This window comes from Oceanobacillus sp. M65 (assembly GCF_052246275.1).
In the GTDB taxonomy this organism is placed as follows: domain Bacteria; phylum Bacillota; class Bacilli; order Bacillales; family Amphibacillaceae; genus Oceanobacillus_B; species Oceanobacillus_B jordanicus.
In genome coordinates this window covers 184011-198859 of sequence record NZ_JBQQCJ010000002.1, presented here as the reverse complement: position 1 = coordinate 198859, position 14849 = coordinate 184011, and the positions used below count along the sequence as shown (strand labels likewise).

The 14849-nt window shown below is 39.5% G+C and carries 16 protein-coding genes; 2 read left to right on the top strand and 14 right to left on the bottom strand.

What is annotated here, in order from left to right:
• The first annotated feature begins 19 nt into the window (after nt 1-19).
• Nucleotides 20-1573, top strand: a complete 1554-nt coding sequence (spoVB, locus tag ACTWPF_RS08535; RefSeq protein WP_443148956.1) for a stage V sporulation protein B — start codon at nt 20-22, stop codon at nt 1571-1573.
• 177 nt (nt 1574-1750) lie between these two features.
• Here the strand turns inward: spoVB and ACTWPF_RS08530 are convergent, their stop codons facing one another.
• Nucleotides 1751-3049: an ArsB/NhaD family transporter gene (locus ACTWPF_RS08530; protein ID WP_238021056.1), complete on the bottom strand. Its 1299-nt coding sequence runs from the start codon at nt 3047-3049 to the stop codon at nt 1751-1753.
• Nucleotides 3050-3190: 141 nt separating this feature from the next.
• Between ACTWPF_RS08530 and ACTWPF_RS08525 the strand changes: the two genes are divergently transcribed.
• On the top strand, nt 3191-3574 hold the full coding sequence (locus tag ACTWPF_RS08525; protein WP_036572322.1) for a TIGR04086 family membrane protein: 384 nt from the start codon (nt 3191-3193) through the stop codon (nt 3572-3574).
• 227 nt (nt 3575-3801) lie between these two features.
• Here the strand turns inward: ACTWPF_RS08525 and yajC are convergent, their stop codons facing one another.
• The 13 genes from yajC to ACTWPF_RS08460 all read right to left on the bottom strand — a co-directional run bounded on the left by yajC (nt 3802) and on the right by ACTWPF_RS08460 (nt 14755).
• Nucleotides 3802-4059, bottom strand: a complete 258-nt coding sequence (gene yajC / locus ACTWPF_RS08520) for a preprotein translocase subunit YajC (protein ID WP_036572319.1) — start codon at nt 4057-4059, stop codon at nt 3802-3804.
• A 39-nt stretch (nt 4060-4098) separates the two neighbouring features.
• Nucleotides 4099-5238 carry a tRNA guanosine(34) transglycosylase Tgt gene (gene tgt / locus ACTWPF_RS08515; RefSeq protein WP_036572317.1) on the bottom strand — a complete coding sequence of 380 codons (1140 nt, stop codon included), beginning with the start codon at nt 5236-5238 and terminating at the stop codon, nt 4099-4101.
• Between the two features lie 108 nt (nt 5239-5346).
• Nucleotides 5347-6372, bottom strand: coding sequence for a tRNA preQ1(34) S-adenosylmethionine ribosyltransferase-isomerase QueA (gene queA, locus ACTWPF_RS08510; protein WP_443148955.1), 1026 nt, complete (start codon nt 6370-6372; stop codon nt 5347-5349).
• Nucleotides 6373-6387: 15 nt separating this feature from the next.
• Nucleotides 6388-6585 carry a DUF2905 domain-containing protein gene (locus ACTWPF_RS08505; protein ID WP_238021053.1) on the bottom strand — a complete coding sequence of 66 codons (198 nt, stop codon included), beginning with the start codon at nt 6583-6585 and terminating at the stop codon, nt 6388-6390.
• Nucleotides 6582-7583, bottom strand: a complete 1002-nt coding sequence (gene ruvB / locus ACTWPF_RS08500; protein ID WP_106897040.1) for a Holliday junction branch migration DNA helicase RuvB — start codon at nt 7581-7583, stop codon at nt 6582-6584. Before ruvB ends, ACTWPF_RS08505 begins: the two co-directional genes overlap by 4 nt.
• 15 nt (nt 7584-7598) lie before the next feature.
• On the bottom strand, nt 7599-8204 hold the full coding sequence (gene ruvA, locus ACTWPF_RS08495; protein WP_161465214.1) for a Holliday junction branch migration protein RuvA: 606 nt from the start codon (nt 8202-8204) through the stop codon (nt 7599-7601).
• Between the two features lie 138 nt (nt 8205-8342).
• Nucleotides 8343-9074 carry a YebC/PmpR family DNA-binding transcriptional regulator gene (locus tag ACTWPF_RS08490; RefSeq protein ID WP_106897042.1) on the bottom strand — a complete coding sequence of 244 codons (732 nt, stop codon included), beginning with the start codon at nt 9072-9074 and terminating at the stop codon, nt 8343-8345.
• Between the two features lie 243 nt (nt 9075-9317).
• Nucleotides 9318-9830: a YhcN/YlaJ family sporulation lipoprotein gene (locus tag ACTWPF_RS08485; RefSeq protein ID WP_443148954.1), complete on the bottom strand. Its 513-nt coding sequence runs from the start codon at nt 9828-9830 to the stop codon at nt 9318-9320.
• 70 nt (nt 9831-9900) lie between these two features.
• Complete coding sequence (gene nadE / locus ACTWPF_RS08480) at nt 9901-10644, bottom strand: NAD(+) synthase (protein WP_106897044.1); 744 nt, start codon at nt 10642-10644, stop codon at nt 9901-9903.
• A 240-nt stretch (nt 10645-10884) separates the two neighbouring features.
• A complete protein-coding gene (safA, locus tag ACTWPF_RS08475; protein ID WP_443148953.1) occupies nt 10885-11844 on the bottom strand; it encodes a SafA/ExsA family spore coat assembly protein in 960 nt (319 codons plus the stop codon).
• Between the two features lie 188 nt (nt 11845-12032).
• Complete coding sequence (pheA, locus tag ACTWPF_RS08470) at nt 12033-12890, bottom strand: prephenate dehydratase (protein WP_443149247.1); 858 nt, start codon at nt 12888-12890, stop codon at nt 12033-12035.
• 32 nt (nt 12891-12922) lie between these two features.
• Nucleotides 12923-14203 (bottom strand): GTPase ObgE, encoded by a 1281-nt coding sequence (gene obgE / locus ACTWPF_RS08465; protein WP_106897047.1) that lies wholly within the window; start codon nt 14201-14203, stop codon nt 12923-12925.
• 12 nt (nt 14204-14215) lie between these two features.
• Nucleotides 14216-14755, bottom strand: a complete 540-nt coding sequence (locus ACTWPF_RS08460; RefSeq protein WP_161464818.1) for a Spo0B domain-containing protein — start codon at nt 14753-14755, stop codon at nt 14216-14218.
• Nucleotides 14756-14849: the final 94 nt, after the last annotated feature.

Below are 14849 nucleotides of genomic sequence, written 5' to 3'. Positions count from 1 at the left end.
AGAAGGCAGGTCGGCTATAATGACCAAACAAACATTTCTGCAAGGCACACTTATTTTAATTTTAGCTGGTATGATTACCCGATTTCTAGGTTTTATAAATCGTATTGTCGTAGCCCGGCTCATGGGAGAAGAAGGTGTTGGCCTTTATATGATGGCACTCCCCACTTTATTTATGGTAATGACACTGACTCAGCTAGGGCTTCCTGTCGCCATTTCCAAAAGAGTTGCGGAAGCAGAAGCTAAAAATGATTCACAAAAAGTGAAGAAAATAGTAATCGTGTCATTAATCGCGACGGGAATAACCAGTGTTCTATTCACTGTTGGTCTTATGTTTGCGGCACCCTTTGTCGCAACCTCACTTTTGACAGATGAACGGACACTGTATCCTTTAATGGCTATTAGCCCTATTATTCCTATTGTTGCAATATCCTCCGTTCTAAGAGGATACTTTCAAGGTAAGCAGAACATGAAACCACAGAGCTATGCCCAGGTGATCGAACAGATTGTTCGAATAACATGCGTTGCTTTTTTCGTTAAGCTATTACTTCCATATGGCGTAGAGTTTGCAGCAGCAGGCGCCATGATCAGTGTCATCTTGGGAGAGTTTATTTCCCTCTTATACATGATTTACATGTTTAAGAGAAAGAAAAAAATTAAGATTCGCACGAAATTTTTTAGCTATTTAAAATCTAGCCGTTCTACAGTAAAAGAACTGTTCTCCATTGCTCTTCCAAGTACAGGCAGTAGAATGATAGGCTCCTTTACAAATTTCTTAGAACCCATACTTGTTGCGCAAAGTCTCGCTATTGCAGGTATTTCAAGTTCACTGGCAACAAAGCAATACGGTGAGCTCACAGGCTATATCTTCCCACTACTTTTTTTACCAACATTTATTACACATTCCTTGTCCATCGCTCTCGTTCCGTCTATTTCAGAAGCAGAAGCCAATTTAAACAAGGGCTTGGTCCATTACCGTATCCACCAGTCCATTCGCTTGTCATTCGCATCCGGCGCCATTGCAACAGTAGTGCTATGCCTATTTTCTTCCCCGATCCTCACCTATATGTATGGGACAGACAAAGCTAGTAGCTTGCTTGTATTAATGGCACCTTTTTTCATTTTACTCTATGTCCAATCACCATTACAAGCTGCATTACAAGCACTCGATTTAGCAAAACCAGCTATGTGGAATAGCTTAATCGGGGCGCTGTGTAAATTGAGCGTATTGTTCTTTCTCGCATCAAACCCTAGCTTTGGGATTCATGGTGTAGCTATTGCCATGTCTGTTGGTGTAGTACTTGTTACTTTACTTCACTTTGCAGCCTTACAAAAAGCCATTCAATTTTCCATTCCGTTGATCGATATTGGTAAAATGATTCTTTTAATCGGTATAACGTGGGTGTTCGGCTCTTGGATCAGAAATCTATATGAATCCATGGGGCCAAATTTAATTCTGTTTATACTTGCTCTAAGCATTCTTCTTATCTTTTATGTTATCACTCTCTTTATCCTTCGATTTATCTCAAGAGAAGAACTTATACAATTACCCTTGTTTAAAAAATGGCTGAAGTAATAATATGAGCACAGGCATCTATACTAGTGAACGCCGCCTATGCAGTAAACCATTTTATCGGCCTCCCTTCACTCACAAATCGATAACATTTATCGCCATGAAAAAAAGAGACATGCCTATGGTTAAAACCTAAGCATGTCTTCTTTTTATACAACAAAACCTGCCAGATGGCAGGTTTTATAGTTGGCTTATATATGGTAATAGGTATCGTAAATATATATAAATCGTTGAAATGACGAGGGATAGTAACACGATTGGCACCCCAAACAGCATAAATCGAACGAATGAAATTCTATCACCTGAACGCTCTGCCAATCCGGCAACTACCACATTTGCAGAAGACCCAATTAGTGTACCATTCCCACCTAAGCAAGCACCGAGCGATAGTGCCCACCATATTGGATCCAAGTATACCATCCCATAGCTTTCAAACTCCTGTACTACAGGGATCATTGCCGCTACAAAAGGAATATTATCCACTATTCCAGAAAAAATCCCCGATACCCAAAGCACTAGCAACGTAGTATTTACATAATCCCCATCTGTTGTAAGGACAATAGCACGAGCAAGTTCATCAATTACTCCAACCTCTTGGAGCCCACCTACAAGCGTAAATAAACCGACAAAGAAAAATAGCGTAACCCATTCTACCTTTTCAAAAACCCTCTCAGCTTCTAATTCGTCTTGGGTTAGAAACAGTAGAAGTAGTGCTCCTGCTAACGCAATCGCGGTTAGATCGATGTGAACAAAAGCATGAAGCAGAAAGCCTGTTATCGTTAATATGAGAACGCTAATCGACTTATAAAGCATGGGAGTCTTATGTAGATGAGACGCAGCGTCCATCTTTTCTAACTCCCTAGCATCGATCACTGAATTTGACAGCGTTTTTCTAAAACAAAGGTAGATAAAAAGTATCATGGTTAGAAACATGACCAGTGCAACCGGGCCGACATGTATAAAGAAAGAAAGAAAGGTCAAATGTTCTACTGCTTGTCCAATCATAATATTTGGAGGATCGCCAATTAATGTTGCCGCACCTCCTATATTTGAACTAAATATAATCATTAATAAGTATGGAAAGGATGGTATGTTTAATAGTTTTGTGATTTTCAGGAGAATAGGTACAAAAATAAGAACGGTTGTCACATTATCAAGCATTGCTGATCCTAATGCGGTTAATACCCCAACACCTACTAGAAGGGGAATAGGTCTTCCCCCTACCCGTTGCGCAAAGCGGATTGCAATAAAAGTGAATAAGCCCGTTTTTTCTGTAATAGAAATGAGCACCATCATAGAAAATAGCAATGCAATTGTAGCCCAGTCGATGTATTCTGTGAATATGTCCTGTGTTGTAAAAATTCCAGTTAATAATAAGAGGGTTCCTCCAGATAGTGCTACTATTGCTCGGTTTATTTTATCAGTCATAATAAAAAAATAGCTAACTATAAAAATAATTGTTGCAAGAAGGACGTCCATTTCTCACCCACTTTCACAATTCGTTGTAGATATTGCTTTCTATACTATTTCTATGTGAGGACAGACTAAAATATTTTTCGTCTATTTTATTTTTTCTTGAATACTATTAATGTAAGTGGACAATCTCAGGGGGGATAATGAGTGAACAAACAACAATTTACAGCCCTATTGTATGGGTGGATTATCGTGTTAGGTCTTATACTACTTGCCAGCTTCATCTTAGCGTTGCTACTTCGTTTTTCTACATTTAATGAACCGGCCTTAACGTGGGTAACACTCGTAATTGGATTAATTTCTCTTTTTATAGGTGGAATGGTAGCTGGGGCCAAAAGCAAAGCCAAGGGGTGGATTATTGGAGCTTTAACAGGAATGGGATTTACCTTGTTTACATTCCTTGTCCAATATCTAGGGTATCAAGTCGGGTTTAGCATGGAACAGACCATTCATCATACAGCCTATATTCTCGTAGCTTTATTTGGTGGTGTAATAGGTGTTAATATTACCGGAGGACAGGTTGAGAAGTAGTGAAGCTTATTCGCATACTTTGGTAGAATACGAAGGATATGTAACGTTGACAAACTAGCATTCGCTTCTTTAGCAAACGTGTATGCCAATATTATTTCCTAGAAATAAAATAAAACGAAGTTAACAAGATTCCGTTAACTTCGTTTTTCTATGTATTAGATACATAATGTTACCTAAAAACCATCCACCACAGGAGAAATGCCTATGGTGGCACCTTAGACTACTTACTATTGTCTAACTTCACGGATTGCTGAACGGTCATACGTCAGCTTAGTACCGTCACCAGACTGAATTACGACAGTGTTTTCATCGATAGCGTGAACAACACCGTGGAATCCACCGATAGTAACAACGGATTGGCCTTTTTGTAGCTCTGACTGCATCTGTTTCACTTGCTTCTGGCGTTTTTGTTGTGGACGTATTAGCAAGAAATAGAAGATTACAAACATAAGAATAATTGGTGATAGTGATATAAGCATATCCATCTTTGTATTCCCTCCTTTCAAAATATATAAAAAACCTCTTTAGAAGTTCTTCGCATCCGGTTTATTCAGACCATATTGCTCAAAGAATTCTTCTTTAAAGTCACCAAGTCTATCTTCAGCAATCGCTGTTCGGACTTGCTCCATTAATTTTAACAGAAAATAGAGGTTATGATAAGTAGTAAGCCTAAAACCGAATGTTTCGTTACATTTAATTAAATGGCGAATGTACGCACGCGAGTAATTTTTACATACATGACAGTCACAATTCTCGTCAATCGGCCCAAAATCTCTAGCGAACTTTGCATTTCGTACAACAAGTCGTCCATTTGACGTCATGCATGTCCCATTTCGTGCGATCCTTGTTGGAAGCACACAATCAAACATATCAATCCCTCTAATAGCTCCATCAATCAAGGAATCAGGTGAACCAACACCCATCAAGTAGCGTGGCTTATTAGATGGCATTAGGGGAGCCGTAAAGTCTAATACACGGTTCATAACATCTTTCGGTTCTCCAACAGATAGCCCGCCAATTGCATAGCCGGGTAGATCTAAGGAAACTAAATCCTGTGCACTTAATTTACGTAAATCTTCATACTCGCCACCTTGAATTATACCAAACAAGCCTTGATCATGTTGTCGTTGATGCGCTTCTAGACAACGTTCTGCCCAGCGTGAGGTACGCTCTACAGAAGATTTCATATACTCATAGCTGGCAGGATATGGTGGACACTCGTCAAAGGCCATCATGATGTCTGATCCGAGCGCATTTTGAATTTCCATTGCCCTTTCCGGTGATAAAAAGAGTTTATCTCCACTTAGATGGTTTCTAAAATGAACACCTTCTTCTTTGATTTCCCGCATGTCACTCAAACTGAAGACTTGAAATCCACCAGAATCAGTCAAAATAGCGCCATCCCAATTCATAAACTTGTGTAATCCTCCAGCTTCTCTTACGATGTCCTCTCCTGGTCGAAGCCATAGATGGTACGTATTAGACAAGATGATATTCGCATTCATCTCTTGAAGCTCTTCAGGGCTCATCGTTTTCACAGTTGCAAGTGTCCCGACTGGCATGAATGTTGGGGTATCAAATGAACCATGCGGTGTATGGACACGTCCCAATCTCGCCCCTGTTTGTTTACATGTTTTTATTAATTCATATGTTATGGGTGTCATAAAGTATTCGTCCTTTTTAATATATTAAGCATGAGGAATCTATCCTCATGCTACACTTACTCTCTAAGTAGTCTCTAGTATGCACATTCAGAATGTTTCATTATCAAATCAAATAATTAACATAGCGTCGCCGAAACTAAAGAACCGGTATTTTTCTCTTACTGCTTCTTCATAGGCATGTAAAATGGAATCTTTGTCTGCCAAAGCACTGACTAACATAATTAACGTAGATTTAGGCAGATGAAAGTTTGTTATAAGTCCATCAACTGCACGGAATTGGTACGGTGGATAAATAAAAATATCTGTCCAGCCACTTGTTTCCACAAACGTGCCATTATCTCTAGCAATTGTTTCTAACGTTCTAGTGGACGTTGTACCTACTGAGATAATTCGTCCACCTTGCTCTTTTATTTGATTTAGTGTGTCAGCTGTTTCTTGGGACATATGATAAAATTCTGAGTGCATTTGGTGATTATCAATATTATCTACACTTACTGGACGAAACGTTCCTAATCCTACATGTAGGGTTATGAAAGATACTGTAACGCCTTTTGCTTTGATCTCATCAAGCAATTCATTTGTGAAATGTAGTCCTGCTGTAGGTGCTGCAGCCGAACCCTCTTCTTTTGCATATACGGTCTGGTATCTTTCCTTTTCAGGTAGCTTTTCTTTTATATATGGAGGAAGAGGCATTTCTCCGAGCTCATCAAGAACTTCATAAAATATGCCGCTATAGGAAAATTCCATTACTCGCCCACCATGCTCTTTCAACCCTACACAAGTAGCTTGTAACTTTCCGTCTCCGAACGTAATAACAGATCCTTGCTTTACTTTTTTGGCAGGCTTAGCTAGTACTTCCCAAGTATCTCCATTTTCTTGGTGTAATAAAAGCACTTCAATATTCGCTCCAGTGTCTTCCTTCACACCGTATAGTCTTGCAGGCAATACGCGCGTATCATTTAGTACAAGGGCGTCACCAGGTTTAATGTAATCTTTTATATCTTTAAATTTCTTATGTTCCAGTTCTTTCTTGTTTTTATCTAGGACAAGTAGTCTAGAGGATGTACGATCTTTGAGTGGTGTTTGTGCAATTAGTTCCTCTGGTAAATGAAAATCAAAATCTTCTATATTCATGTTGCATCTCCTTACTTAACGAAACTTTCCTACGATAAAGAATACCAAGGAAAGTATAATACTTACAATTATTGAAGTCATAATCGGAAAATGCACCGTGACATTTCCCTTTTTGAAAGAAAAATCACCAGGTAATTTTCCAATAAACGTCCAGATAATTCCAATAAGGACCATAATAATCCCTGCGACAATAAGCAATTTACCTATACTCATTCTGTGCCAGGTACTTTCATTCCAAAATGTAGGTATGCTTTTGGTGTGACAATTCTCCCTCTTGGTGTTCTTTGGATAAAACCGATTTGTAATAGATAAGGTTCGTAAACATCTTCAATCGTTTGAGATTCCTCGCCAATTGTAGCAGCTATTGTATCCAACCCAACAGGTCCACCTTGGAAGTTTTCTATCATACCTTTTAATAGCTTATGGTCGATGTGGTCAAGTCCTTCATCATCTACCTGTAACATCGTTAAAGCTTCAGCTGTCGTATCTGCACTTATCTCTACCTCGCCCTTCACTTGCGAGATATCTCGGATTCTTTTTAGCAAGCGATTTGCAATCCTCGGGGTGCCCCTAGAACGTCTGGCCACTTCCGTAGCAGCTTCCTTTGTAATAGAGGTTTGAAAAATTTCGGCTGTTCGCTCAATGATAGAGCATAAATCTTTCGCTTCATAAAACTCCAAGCGGCTAAGTACGCCAAATCGGTCGCGAAGAGGTGCTGATAATAGTCCTGCCCTTGTAGTAGCACCTACCAATGTAAATGGGGGTAAGTCGATCCTAACCGACCTTGCACTCGGTCCTGTGCCTATAACAATATCGAGGAAAAAATCCTCCATTGCAGGATATAATACTTCCTCTACAGAACGCGGAAGGCGGTGAATCTCATCAATAAACAGCACATCACCAGGTTCTAAAGAAGACAATATAGCTGCAAGATCTCCAGCTCGTTCTATGGCGGGGCCAGAGGTGGAACGGAATTGCACTCCCATTTCATTTGCAATAATTGCTGCTAATGTGGTTTTCCCTAATCCTGGAGGGCCATACAACAGAACGTGGTCCAATGGTTCTTCTCTCATTCTAGCTGCCTTAATAAAAATACTAAGATTTTCTTTAACCTTCTGCTGTCCAATATACTGATTTAAAGCAGAAGGCCGAAGACTTAGCTCAACTGAATCTTCTTCTTGAAATTCTCCTGTAACCATACGTTCTTCCATTATTCTCCCCCTCTCCTACTTTTTCATTAATAAAGATAATGCTTTTCTAATAAGCTCATCCGCGTTTTTACTATCCGTTGCTTTTAACTCTGGCATAATACCTTTTATTTCCCTATCCGTATATCCAAGCGCCTTTAAAGCTTCCGCAGCCTCCTGAAGACCTTCTGCATCTGCATGCTTTGCATTAGCCATATCGGTTTCCACTTCGGTGATGGTAAGGACGTTTGTAAGCTTTCCTTTTAGATCCAGAATGATTTGCCTTGCTGTCTTTTTCCCTACCCCTGGAAAGCTCGTTAAGAATTTGTCATCTTCCCGTTCAATTGCTGCTGCGATGCCGGCTACCTCTACTCCACCGAGTATTGCCAATGCGCCTTTTGGGCCTATCCCGGAAACAGAAATTAGTTTAGTAAACAAAAATTTCTCATCTTCATTTTTAAATCCAAATAAAATCTGAGCGTCTTCCCTTACGTGATGATATGTATGGATCTTAATCTCTTTATGTAACGACGACTGAAACACAAAAGGATTGGCACAAAATAGTTCGTAGCCAATACCTTGAACGTCTATGATGATGGAATCATCTAAAATATATGTAAGCATTCCTTTAATATATGCAATCATTCATCCGTCTCCTTTACAATCCTTTCACTATTTTATCATAACTTTACAATCAGCGAAACTTACAGTTATTACGCATATTTAACTAATAAAAGAAGCTCCTATCCTCAAACGGGAATAGAAACTTCCTTGTTAAATGAATTAATTTGATTCTTCTAAATTGTGGTGAATGTCCTGTACATCTTCGTTTTCTTCTAACGTCTCAATGAGAGTTAACATTTTGCTCTCGTCGGTTTCATTCAGAGCACTGTATGTTTGTGGAAAGAGGGTTACTTCTGAATCAGCTATTTCATACCCATTTTCTGTTAGGTGTGCTACGACATCTTGGAAGTTTTCGGGTTCAGTAAAGACTTCATAAGCTTCTTCTTCTGTTGTAATGTCCTCTGCTCCTGCCTCAAGAGCTTCTAATGTAAGTTCATCTTCATCAATTTCTCCATTTTCATTCGCAATTACGATATATCCTTTACGGTCAAACATGAAAGAAACACTTCCATTTTCTCCAAGGTTCCCGTCATTTTTCTTAAATGCATGGCGAACTTCTGCAGCTGTACGATTTTTATTATCTGTTAAAACATTAACGATAACTGCAACACCACCAGGACCATACCCTTCATACGTTAGTTCCTCAAAGCTAGCACCATCAAGTGTACCAGTTGCCTTTTTTATTGCACGATCAATATTATCATTAGGCATATTATCCGCTTTCGCCTTATCTACTACCAGACGTAGAGAGGCGTTTGTTGCGATGTCCCCGCCTCCCTGTTTTGCAGCAGTATATATATCCTTCGCGTGGCGCATAAAAACTTTACCCTTTTTTGCATCTTGTGCATTTTTTCTTCTTTGTATATTCTTCCATTTAGAATGACCAGCCATCGGACATTCTCCTCTCTAGAAATTTCCTTTTTAACTATACCAAAAAAAAGGAATTTCATAAAGCGAAACTTCATTTAGCAGGGGTTTCACTACCTCTTCCACCAAACGTTCGTTTACCCTGGCCAGCCCTTTACTGACAGTTTATCCCACTACAAAACTTAATATGTCTACCGTCGAGCCCTTTCTATCAGTTTAAGTGGGATAAAAGCTTATGACTAGCTGATGTTATCCTAAAATATAAATTTAAGGCGTATTTCCATTAGGTTTTGCATCTCGGTTCTTCATATATTCCCAATAAGCATTATCTGTAAAGACAATAATTTCCTTTTTTGTATCTGGAAGTAATTTTTGAATCTCCTCTTTCACACGCTTTGGTACATCTTCTGTAGCATACTCCCTTTGTATGAGCCCTACCAAAATTTGATCCTCGGTGGATGCAACCTGAGCGGTTACAATATCTTTGCGATTTTCCAATTCCTCGGATAGCCATAACGCCTCTTCGTTCGTATAAGCATCTGAGTAACCGTTTTTAAAATCAGCATCATTGGCACCTTCCTGTTTACTTTGCGGGTAGCCCCCTCGCTCACCTATAGAAAGTTCTTTCCCATGTTCTCTTTCTTTATGTTCTTTTTCAGTCTCATAATTTATATACTCTGTTTTTTGCTGGTTATCATCTGACTGCCCTTGTTCCTCCGTACCAGAATTGCATCCAGTAAGTATCAACAATGCTAGCCCAAACACTAATTTTGTTTTCATAAAAAAACCTCCTTTATCCATAGTTTGGATAAGGAAGGTTTTTTTACACAGTCAATTTTAGGGAATTATATTATTGCTCGCGCTTAAATTGCGGAAGTGCCTCGCGCTTGTGGGCAGACTTTTTATGCAAGGATTCAATAATTTCTTTATCGTGTTCAGGGATTTGCTTTCCTTTAAGATAGGCATCAATTGTATCATAGCTTGTTCCCATCTCATCTTCATCCGTTTGCCCTTCCCATAGATCGGCACTCGGCTTTTTCTCAACAATATGACTAGGAACACCAAGGTAACTTGCCAAGTCGCGAACTTCCTGCTTTGTAAATTCAACGAGTGGAAGAATATCAGCACCACCGTCACCGTACTTTGTAAAGTAACCTGTATACCATTCTGCTGCATTATCTGTTCCAACTACCATGTAATTATAATTCGTTGCCAGTGCATATAAAGTGCTCATACGAAGGCGTGCGCGAAGGTTAGCACCAGCTAATTTATCATTTTCTTCAATAAATGTGTTGCTTTCATTTAAAGTGTCTTTAATTTCGGAATACATAATTTTATGTGTCTCTGTAAGATCAACTGTCATAGATTTAATTCCACTGCTCTCCACTACCTGCTTGGCATCATCCAAATTCGAATCACTTGTATAAATTGGAAGCAAAACACCTAAAGAATTGTCTGGGAAAGCACGTTGAATTAAATGTGAAACGACAGCAGAATCTAATCCGCCACTAATACCTACCACGAGGCCATTTACTCCAGCTTGCTTAACTTGATCGCGTAACCACTGTACAATTTGGTCTACCTGTTTTTCCACTGCTATCTCTCCTTTTATATGTTCAATATTAAACATTTTATCACTATTCCACTTTTTTTAAAAAAATAACGACGTTTAAAGTGTCTCATCTACACTTTCTTGTACGCATTATTACCTACAAGCTTTTATTCCCGTCTCTTAAAAATACAAACATAAAAAATAGTAGTAACGTTGGAACCTATATGTAGAGTTCTTCCCAAAAAAATAGAGACGATATCTTTTCTCGTCTCTATGTTTATTCTATTCACTTTTAGTTGAATCCTTATTATCTTCCTCTCGATTACTAAAATCAGGATATGCAGGGGGCGTCGGTGCAAAATTCGACATACCCTCAAATTGTTGGGGAAACATTTGTGGTTGAAACGGTTGCTGCCCTTGTTGTTGGAATGGCTGTTGCCCCTGATTTTGGAATGGCTGCTGTCCTTGTTGTTGGAATGGCTGCTGTCCCATGAACATTTGTTGTTGCATAGGATCGAACATCATGTGGTGTGGGTTACCGTGCATTTTTGGTCCAGAACATCCGCAATCGTCCTTACCATGCTGCATATGTGCAGGAGCCATTCCGTGATGAGAGTCCATAGCATGCATTGGCCCCATTGGCCAGTCAGAAACTTGGGCCATTACCGGAAACGGGACAGGTGGATAACATGGATGTACGATGTGACAGCACATTGGAACCGTATGTGTTGGTGCCTGTTGTGGCTGCATGTGGTACTGTGGTTGTATTTCTGGTTGTGGAGATGGCTTCGGATAGGTTTTAGCTTCAACCTTTTGCTTCTCTTTCGGCTTTTCCTTTTTCATCTCCTTCTTCGGCTGCACATGATGATGTGTTTCCGGGAAGTTTATCGTCGTATAATTTTGAAATTCCTGTTCTAAAATTGGCATTTGCATAATGGGTTGGTTTGGCATCTGCGGCATTTGGGGCATCTGTGGTTTGGGCATTTCTTTTTCGTCTTCCTTCATTACTGGCATCGGTTTAGGAGAAGTGTCCTTGTATGGTTGCTTTACCGTTTCCTTTTTTGGCATGTGTTCCTGTTTTACAGCTTTAGAACTGCTCGGAATTTTAATTTTCATTCCAGGCATAATCATATCAGGACTCGACAATTGGCTATTCATTTGCTTTAACTCTTCAAAATCCACCCCATATTTCTTGGATAATTCCCAGAGTGTATCTCCTTTTTGAACAATGTGTATTTTCAAAACGAACCGAACTCCTTTCGATATAGAACTGGGCTAATTACTCTATATCAACATATGCAAGCATACAGAAAAAGTTGAAAGATATTTTAGAAAAAGTCTGCTACTGGCACCACCTGACTTTTTTACGAATGACTTTTTCAACCACAAAAAAACCGCCTATCTCAATAAATAGGCGGCATAAGATGCATTTAAATAGTTAACTTATAAACGGGATATGTACCCATTATCGTTACATTACAACCCAAAGCTTCTAATTCCCCTTTTACTCCTGGAAACAATACATCATCATAGGGTTGATCGACATCAATGATAAAGAAATAATTTCCTAGGCCTGTTTTCATTGGCCTAGATTCTATTTTAGACAAACTCATTTTTCTCCAAGCGAACGCAGACAGGACTTGATGCAAAGCACCAGCTTGGTCACTAGGTAAGGAAATGAGCATACTGGTCTTCTCTATGCTAACAGGATGTTTAATGTTTAGCTTTTTTTCATCCTTGCAGAGTACCACAAAACGAGTATGGTTATTTGAATAGTCATGGATGTTTTCCTGTAATAATTTGAGACCATACACCTCTGCTGCTAATTTGTTTCCAATTGCAGCGATCGACAAATCGCTCTTACTTACAATCTCTGCAGCTTTCCCTGTTGAAGTGGTGTACTGAATCTTAGCCTCAGGTAGTGACTGGTGAAGATATTGATGACATTGTGCGATCGCATGACTATGAGAATGCACTTCAGTAATATCACCAAGGCTACCTTGAAAGGTCGGTTGTACCAACAAATGCTGCTGTATAGGCACTACAATTTCAGCCACAATCGGTAGTCTAACTTGGTGTACCAAATAATCTACTGTTAGCTGAACCGTCCCTTCAATTGCATTTTCAAGTGGCACAACAGCAATATCTATCTCTTCATGTTCCACTGCGTCAATACATTCGGGAATGGTTGCATAGCTTTCTTTATGTTCCCCATTAAATGCTGCATCTACAGCTAGTTTTGTAAAAGTCCCTTTAGGTCCCAAATAACCGATAGTTGCTGACAAAATTTCTCCCCCTATTTCCCTTAAAACTGCATCTTTTACTCGATAAATTCAAATTCAAAATCAAGCAGTCGAATCGTATCGCCGTCCCTCGCACCTCGTTCACGAAGGGCTTTATCTACGCCCATTCCTCTTATCTGTCTAGAGAAACGTTGGACTGCTTCATCTCTTGCAAAGTCCGTCATTTTGAATAATTTCTCAATCTTAACTCCTGAAAGGACATACGCGCCATCATCGTCACGTGTAATTTCAAATGGTGCATCCTCTTTTGTATGGCGATAGATCACTTTTTCTTCAACTTCATCCATCTTAGGAGCAACCTTAGGAATAGCATCCAGTTGATCGGCAATTGCAAATAGAATATCACGCAAGCCTTCTTTAGTTAGAGCAGATATTTCGTAAACGGGAATATCTTCACCAAGCTGTTCTTTAAACATTTCTAAATTATCCGAAGCACCAGGCATATCCATTTTATTTGCTGCAATAATTTGTGGGCGTTCTGTCAGCTTCATGTCATACTCTATTAGTTCCTGGTTTATTTTCACAAAATCGTCGTAAGGATCTCTGCCTTCTGTTCCGGCCATATCGATTACATGAACAATCAATCTTGTTCTCTCTACATGGCGTAAAAACTGGTGGCCAAGCCCTACTCCCTCATGGGCACCTTCAATTAAGCCTGGTAAATCAGCCATAACAAAGCTGCGCTGATCACTCGTGTCGATGACACCCAGGTTGGGAGCAAGCGTAGTAAAATGATAATCAGCAATTTTGGGTTTAGCGGCACTTACAACAGAAAGAAATGTCGACTTACCTACACTTGGGAAACCGACCAATCCAACATCGGCAATTAATTTAAGTTCGACTTTTATGTTTCGTTCCTGGCCTGGTTCACCATTTTCAGCCATATCCGGTGCAGGATTTCTTGGTGTAGCAAACCGTGTATTCCCTCTCCCCCCACGTCCACCATGGACAATGATAGCCCGTTGCTTATGTGCTGTTAAATCAGCAATAACTTCCTCGGTTTCTTCATCAATAACCGTAGTGCCTGGAGGAACGGGAACTACTAATGGTGCAGAATTTTTACCATGCTGTGTTTTGCTCATCCCATTTTCGCCACGCTTGCCTTTAAAATGTCGATTATAACGAAAATCCATTAAAGTATTTAACCCTTCATCTACCTCAAATACAACATCGCCGCCATTACCACCGTCTCCGCCAGCAGGGCCGCCTTTCGGTACATATTTTTCTCGACGGTAGGCTACAAGTCCATTCCCACCATCTCCAGCCTTCACATAAACACTAACCTGATCTACAAACATTGTTGACTCACCTCATATTTCACACGGAACTGCAAACATACACACGATTCCGTCATTGGTATTTTCTATACTCATTTGATATTCCAATTCCAAGCTATTAAGCTCTTTTATTACTTCTTCCTTGTCTTTAAAATTCCCATTAATGGACAATTTGACACGTAAAACTTCCTGTTTATCTGTATCCTCGAGAAGGAGTTTTGCCTCAAACAGCTCCATTTTTTCGTGTAAGTGACTAATAAGCGATATTACACGGTTACATTGTCTAACCAATTGCTCATCTGATTGGGATATTTTTTTATTTTCGGTATGTATTTGGTAGGTCAGTCGAAAATCTTCATAATAGCCATTAAATTGAATGACCCACAATGTTAATAACGTGCCTTGTAAATGCATGAGTTTTCTTTCTTCATTGTAATATTCCAGACTTTCTTGGACTTTACTCTCCACTCTGTCTGTTTTATTCATACTTAAGTAGCCATGAATTATTTGTAAATGGTTCATTAAATCATGACGATAATGCTGCAGTAATAAGATAACATCCTTCTCGTTCATGTCTTCCCTCCATTACATATCAAAGTATAGCAGAAAAACCAGTAATCTTCCTAACCAGAGAAGTATATGTAATTAGAAAAGCGCGGAGCGGCCG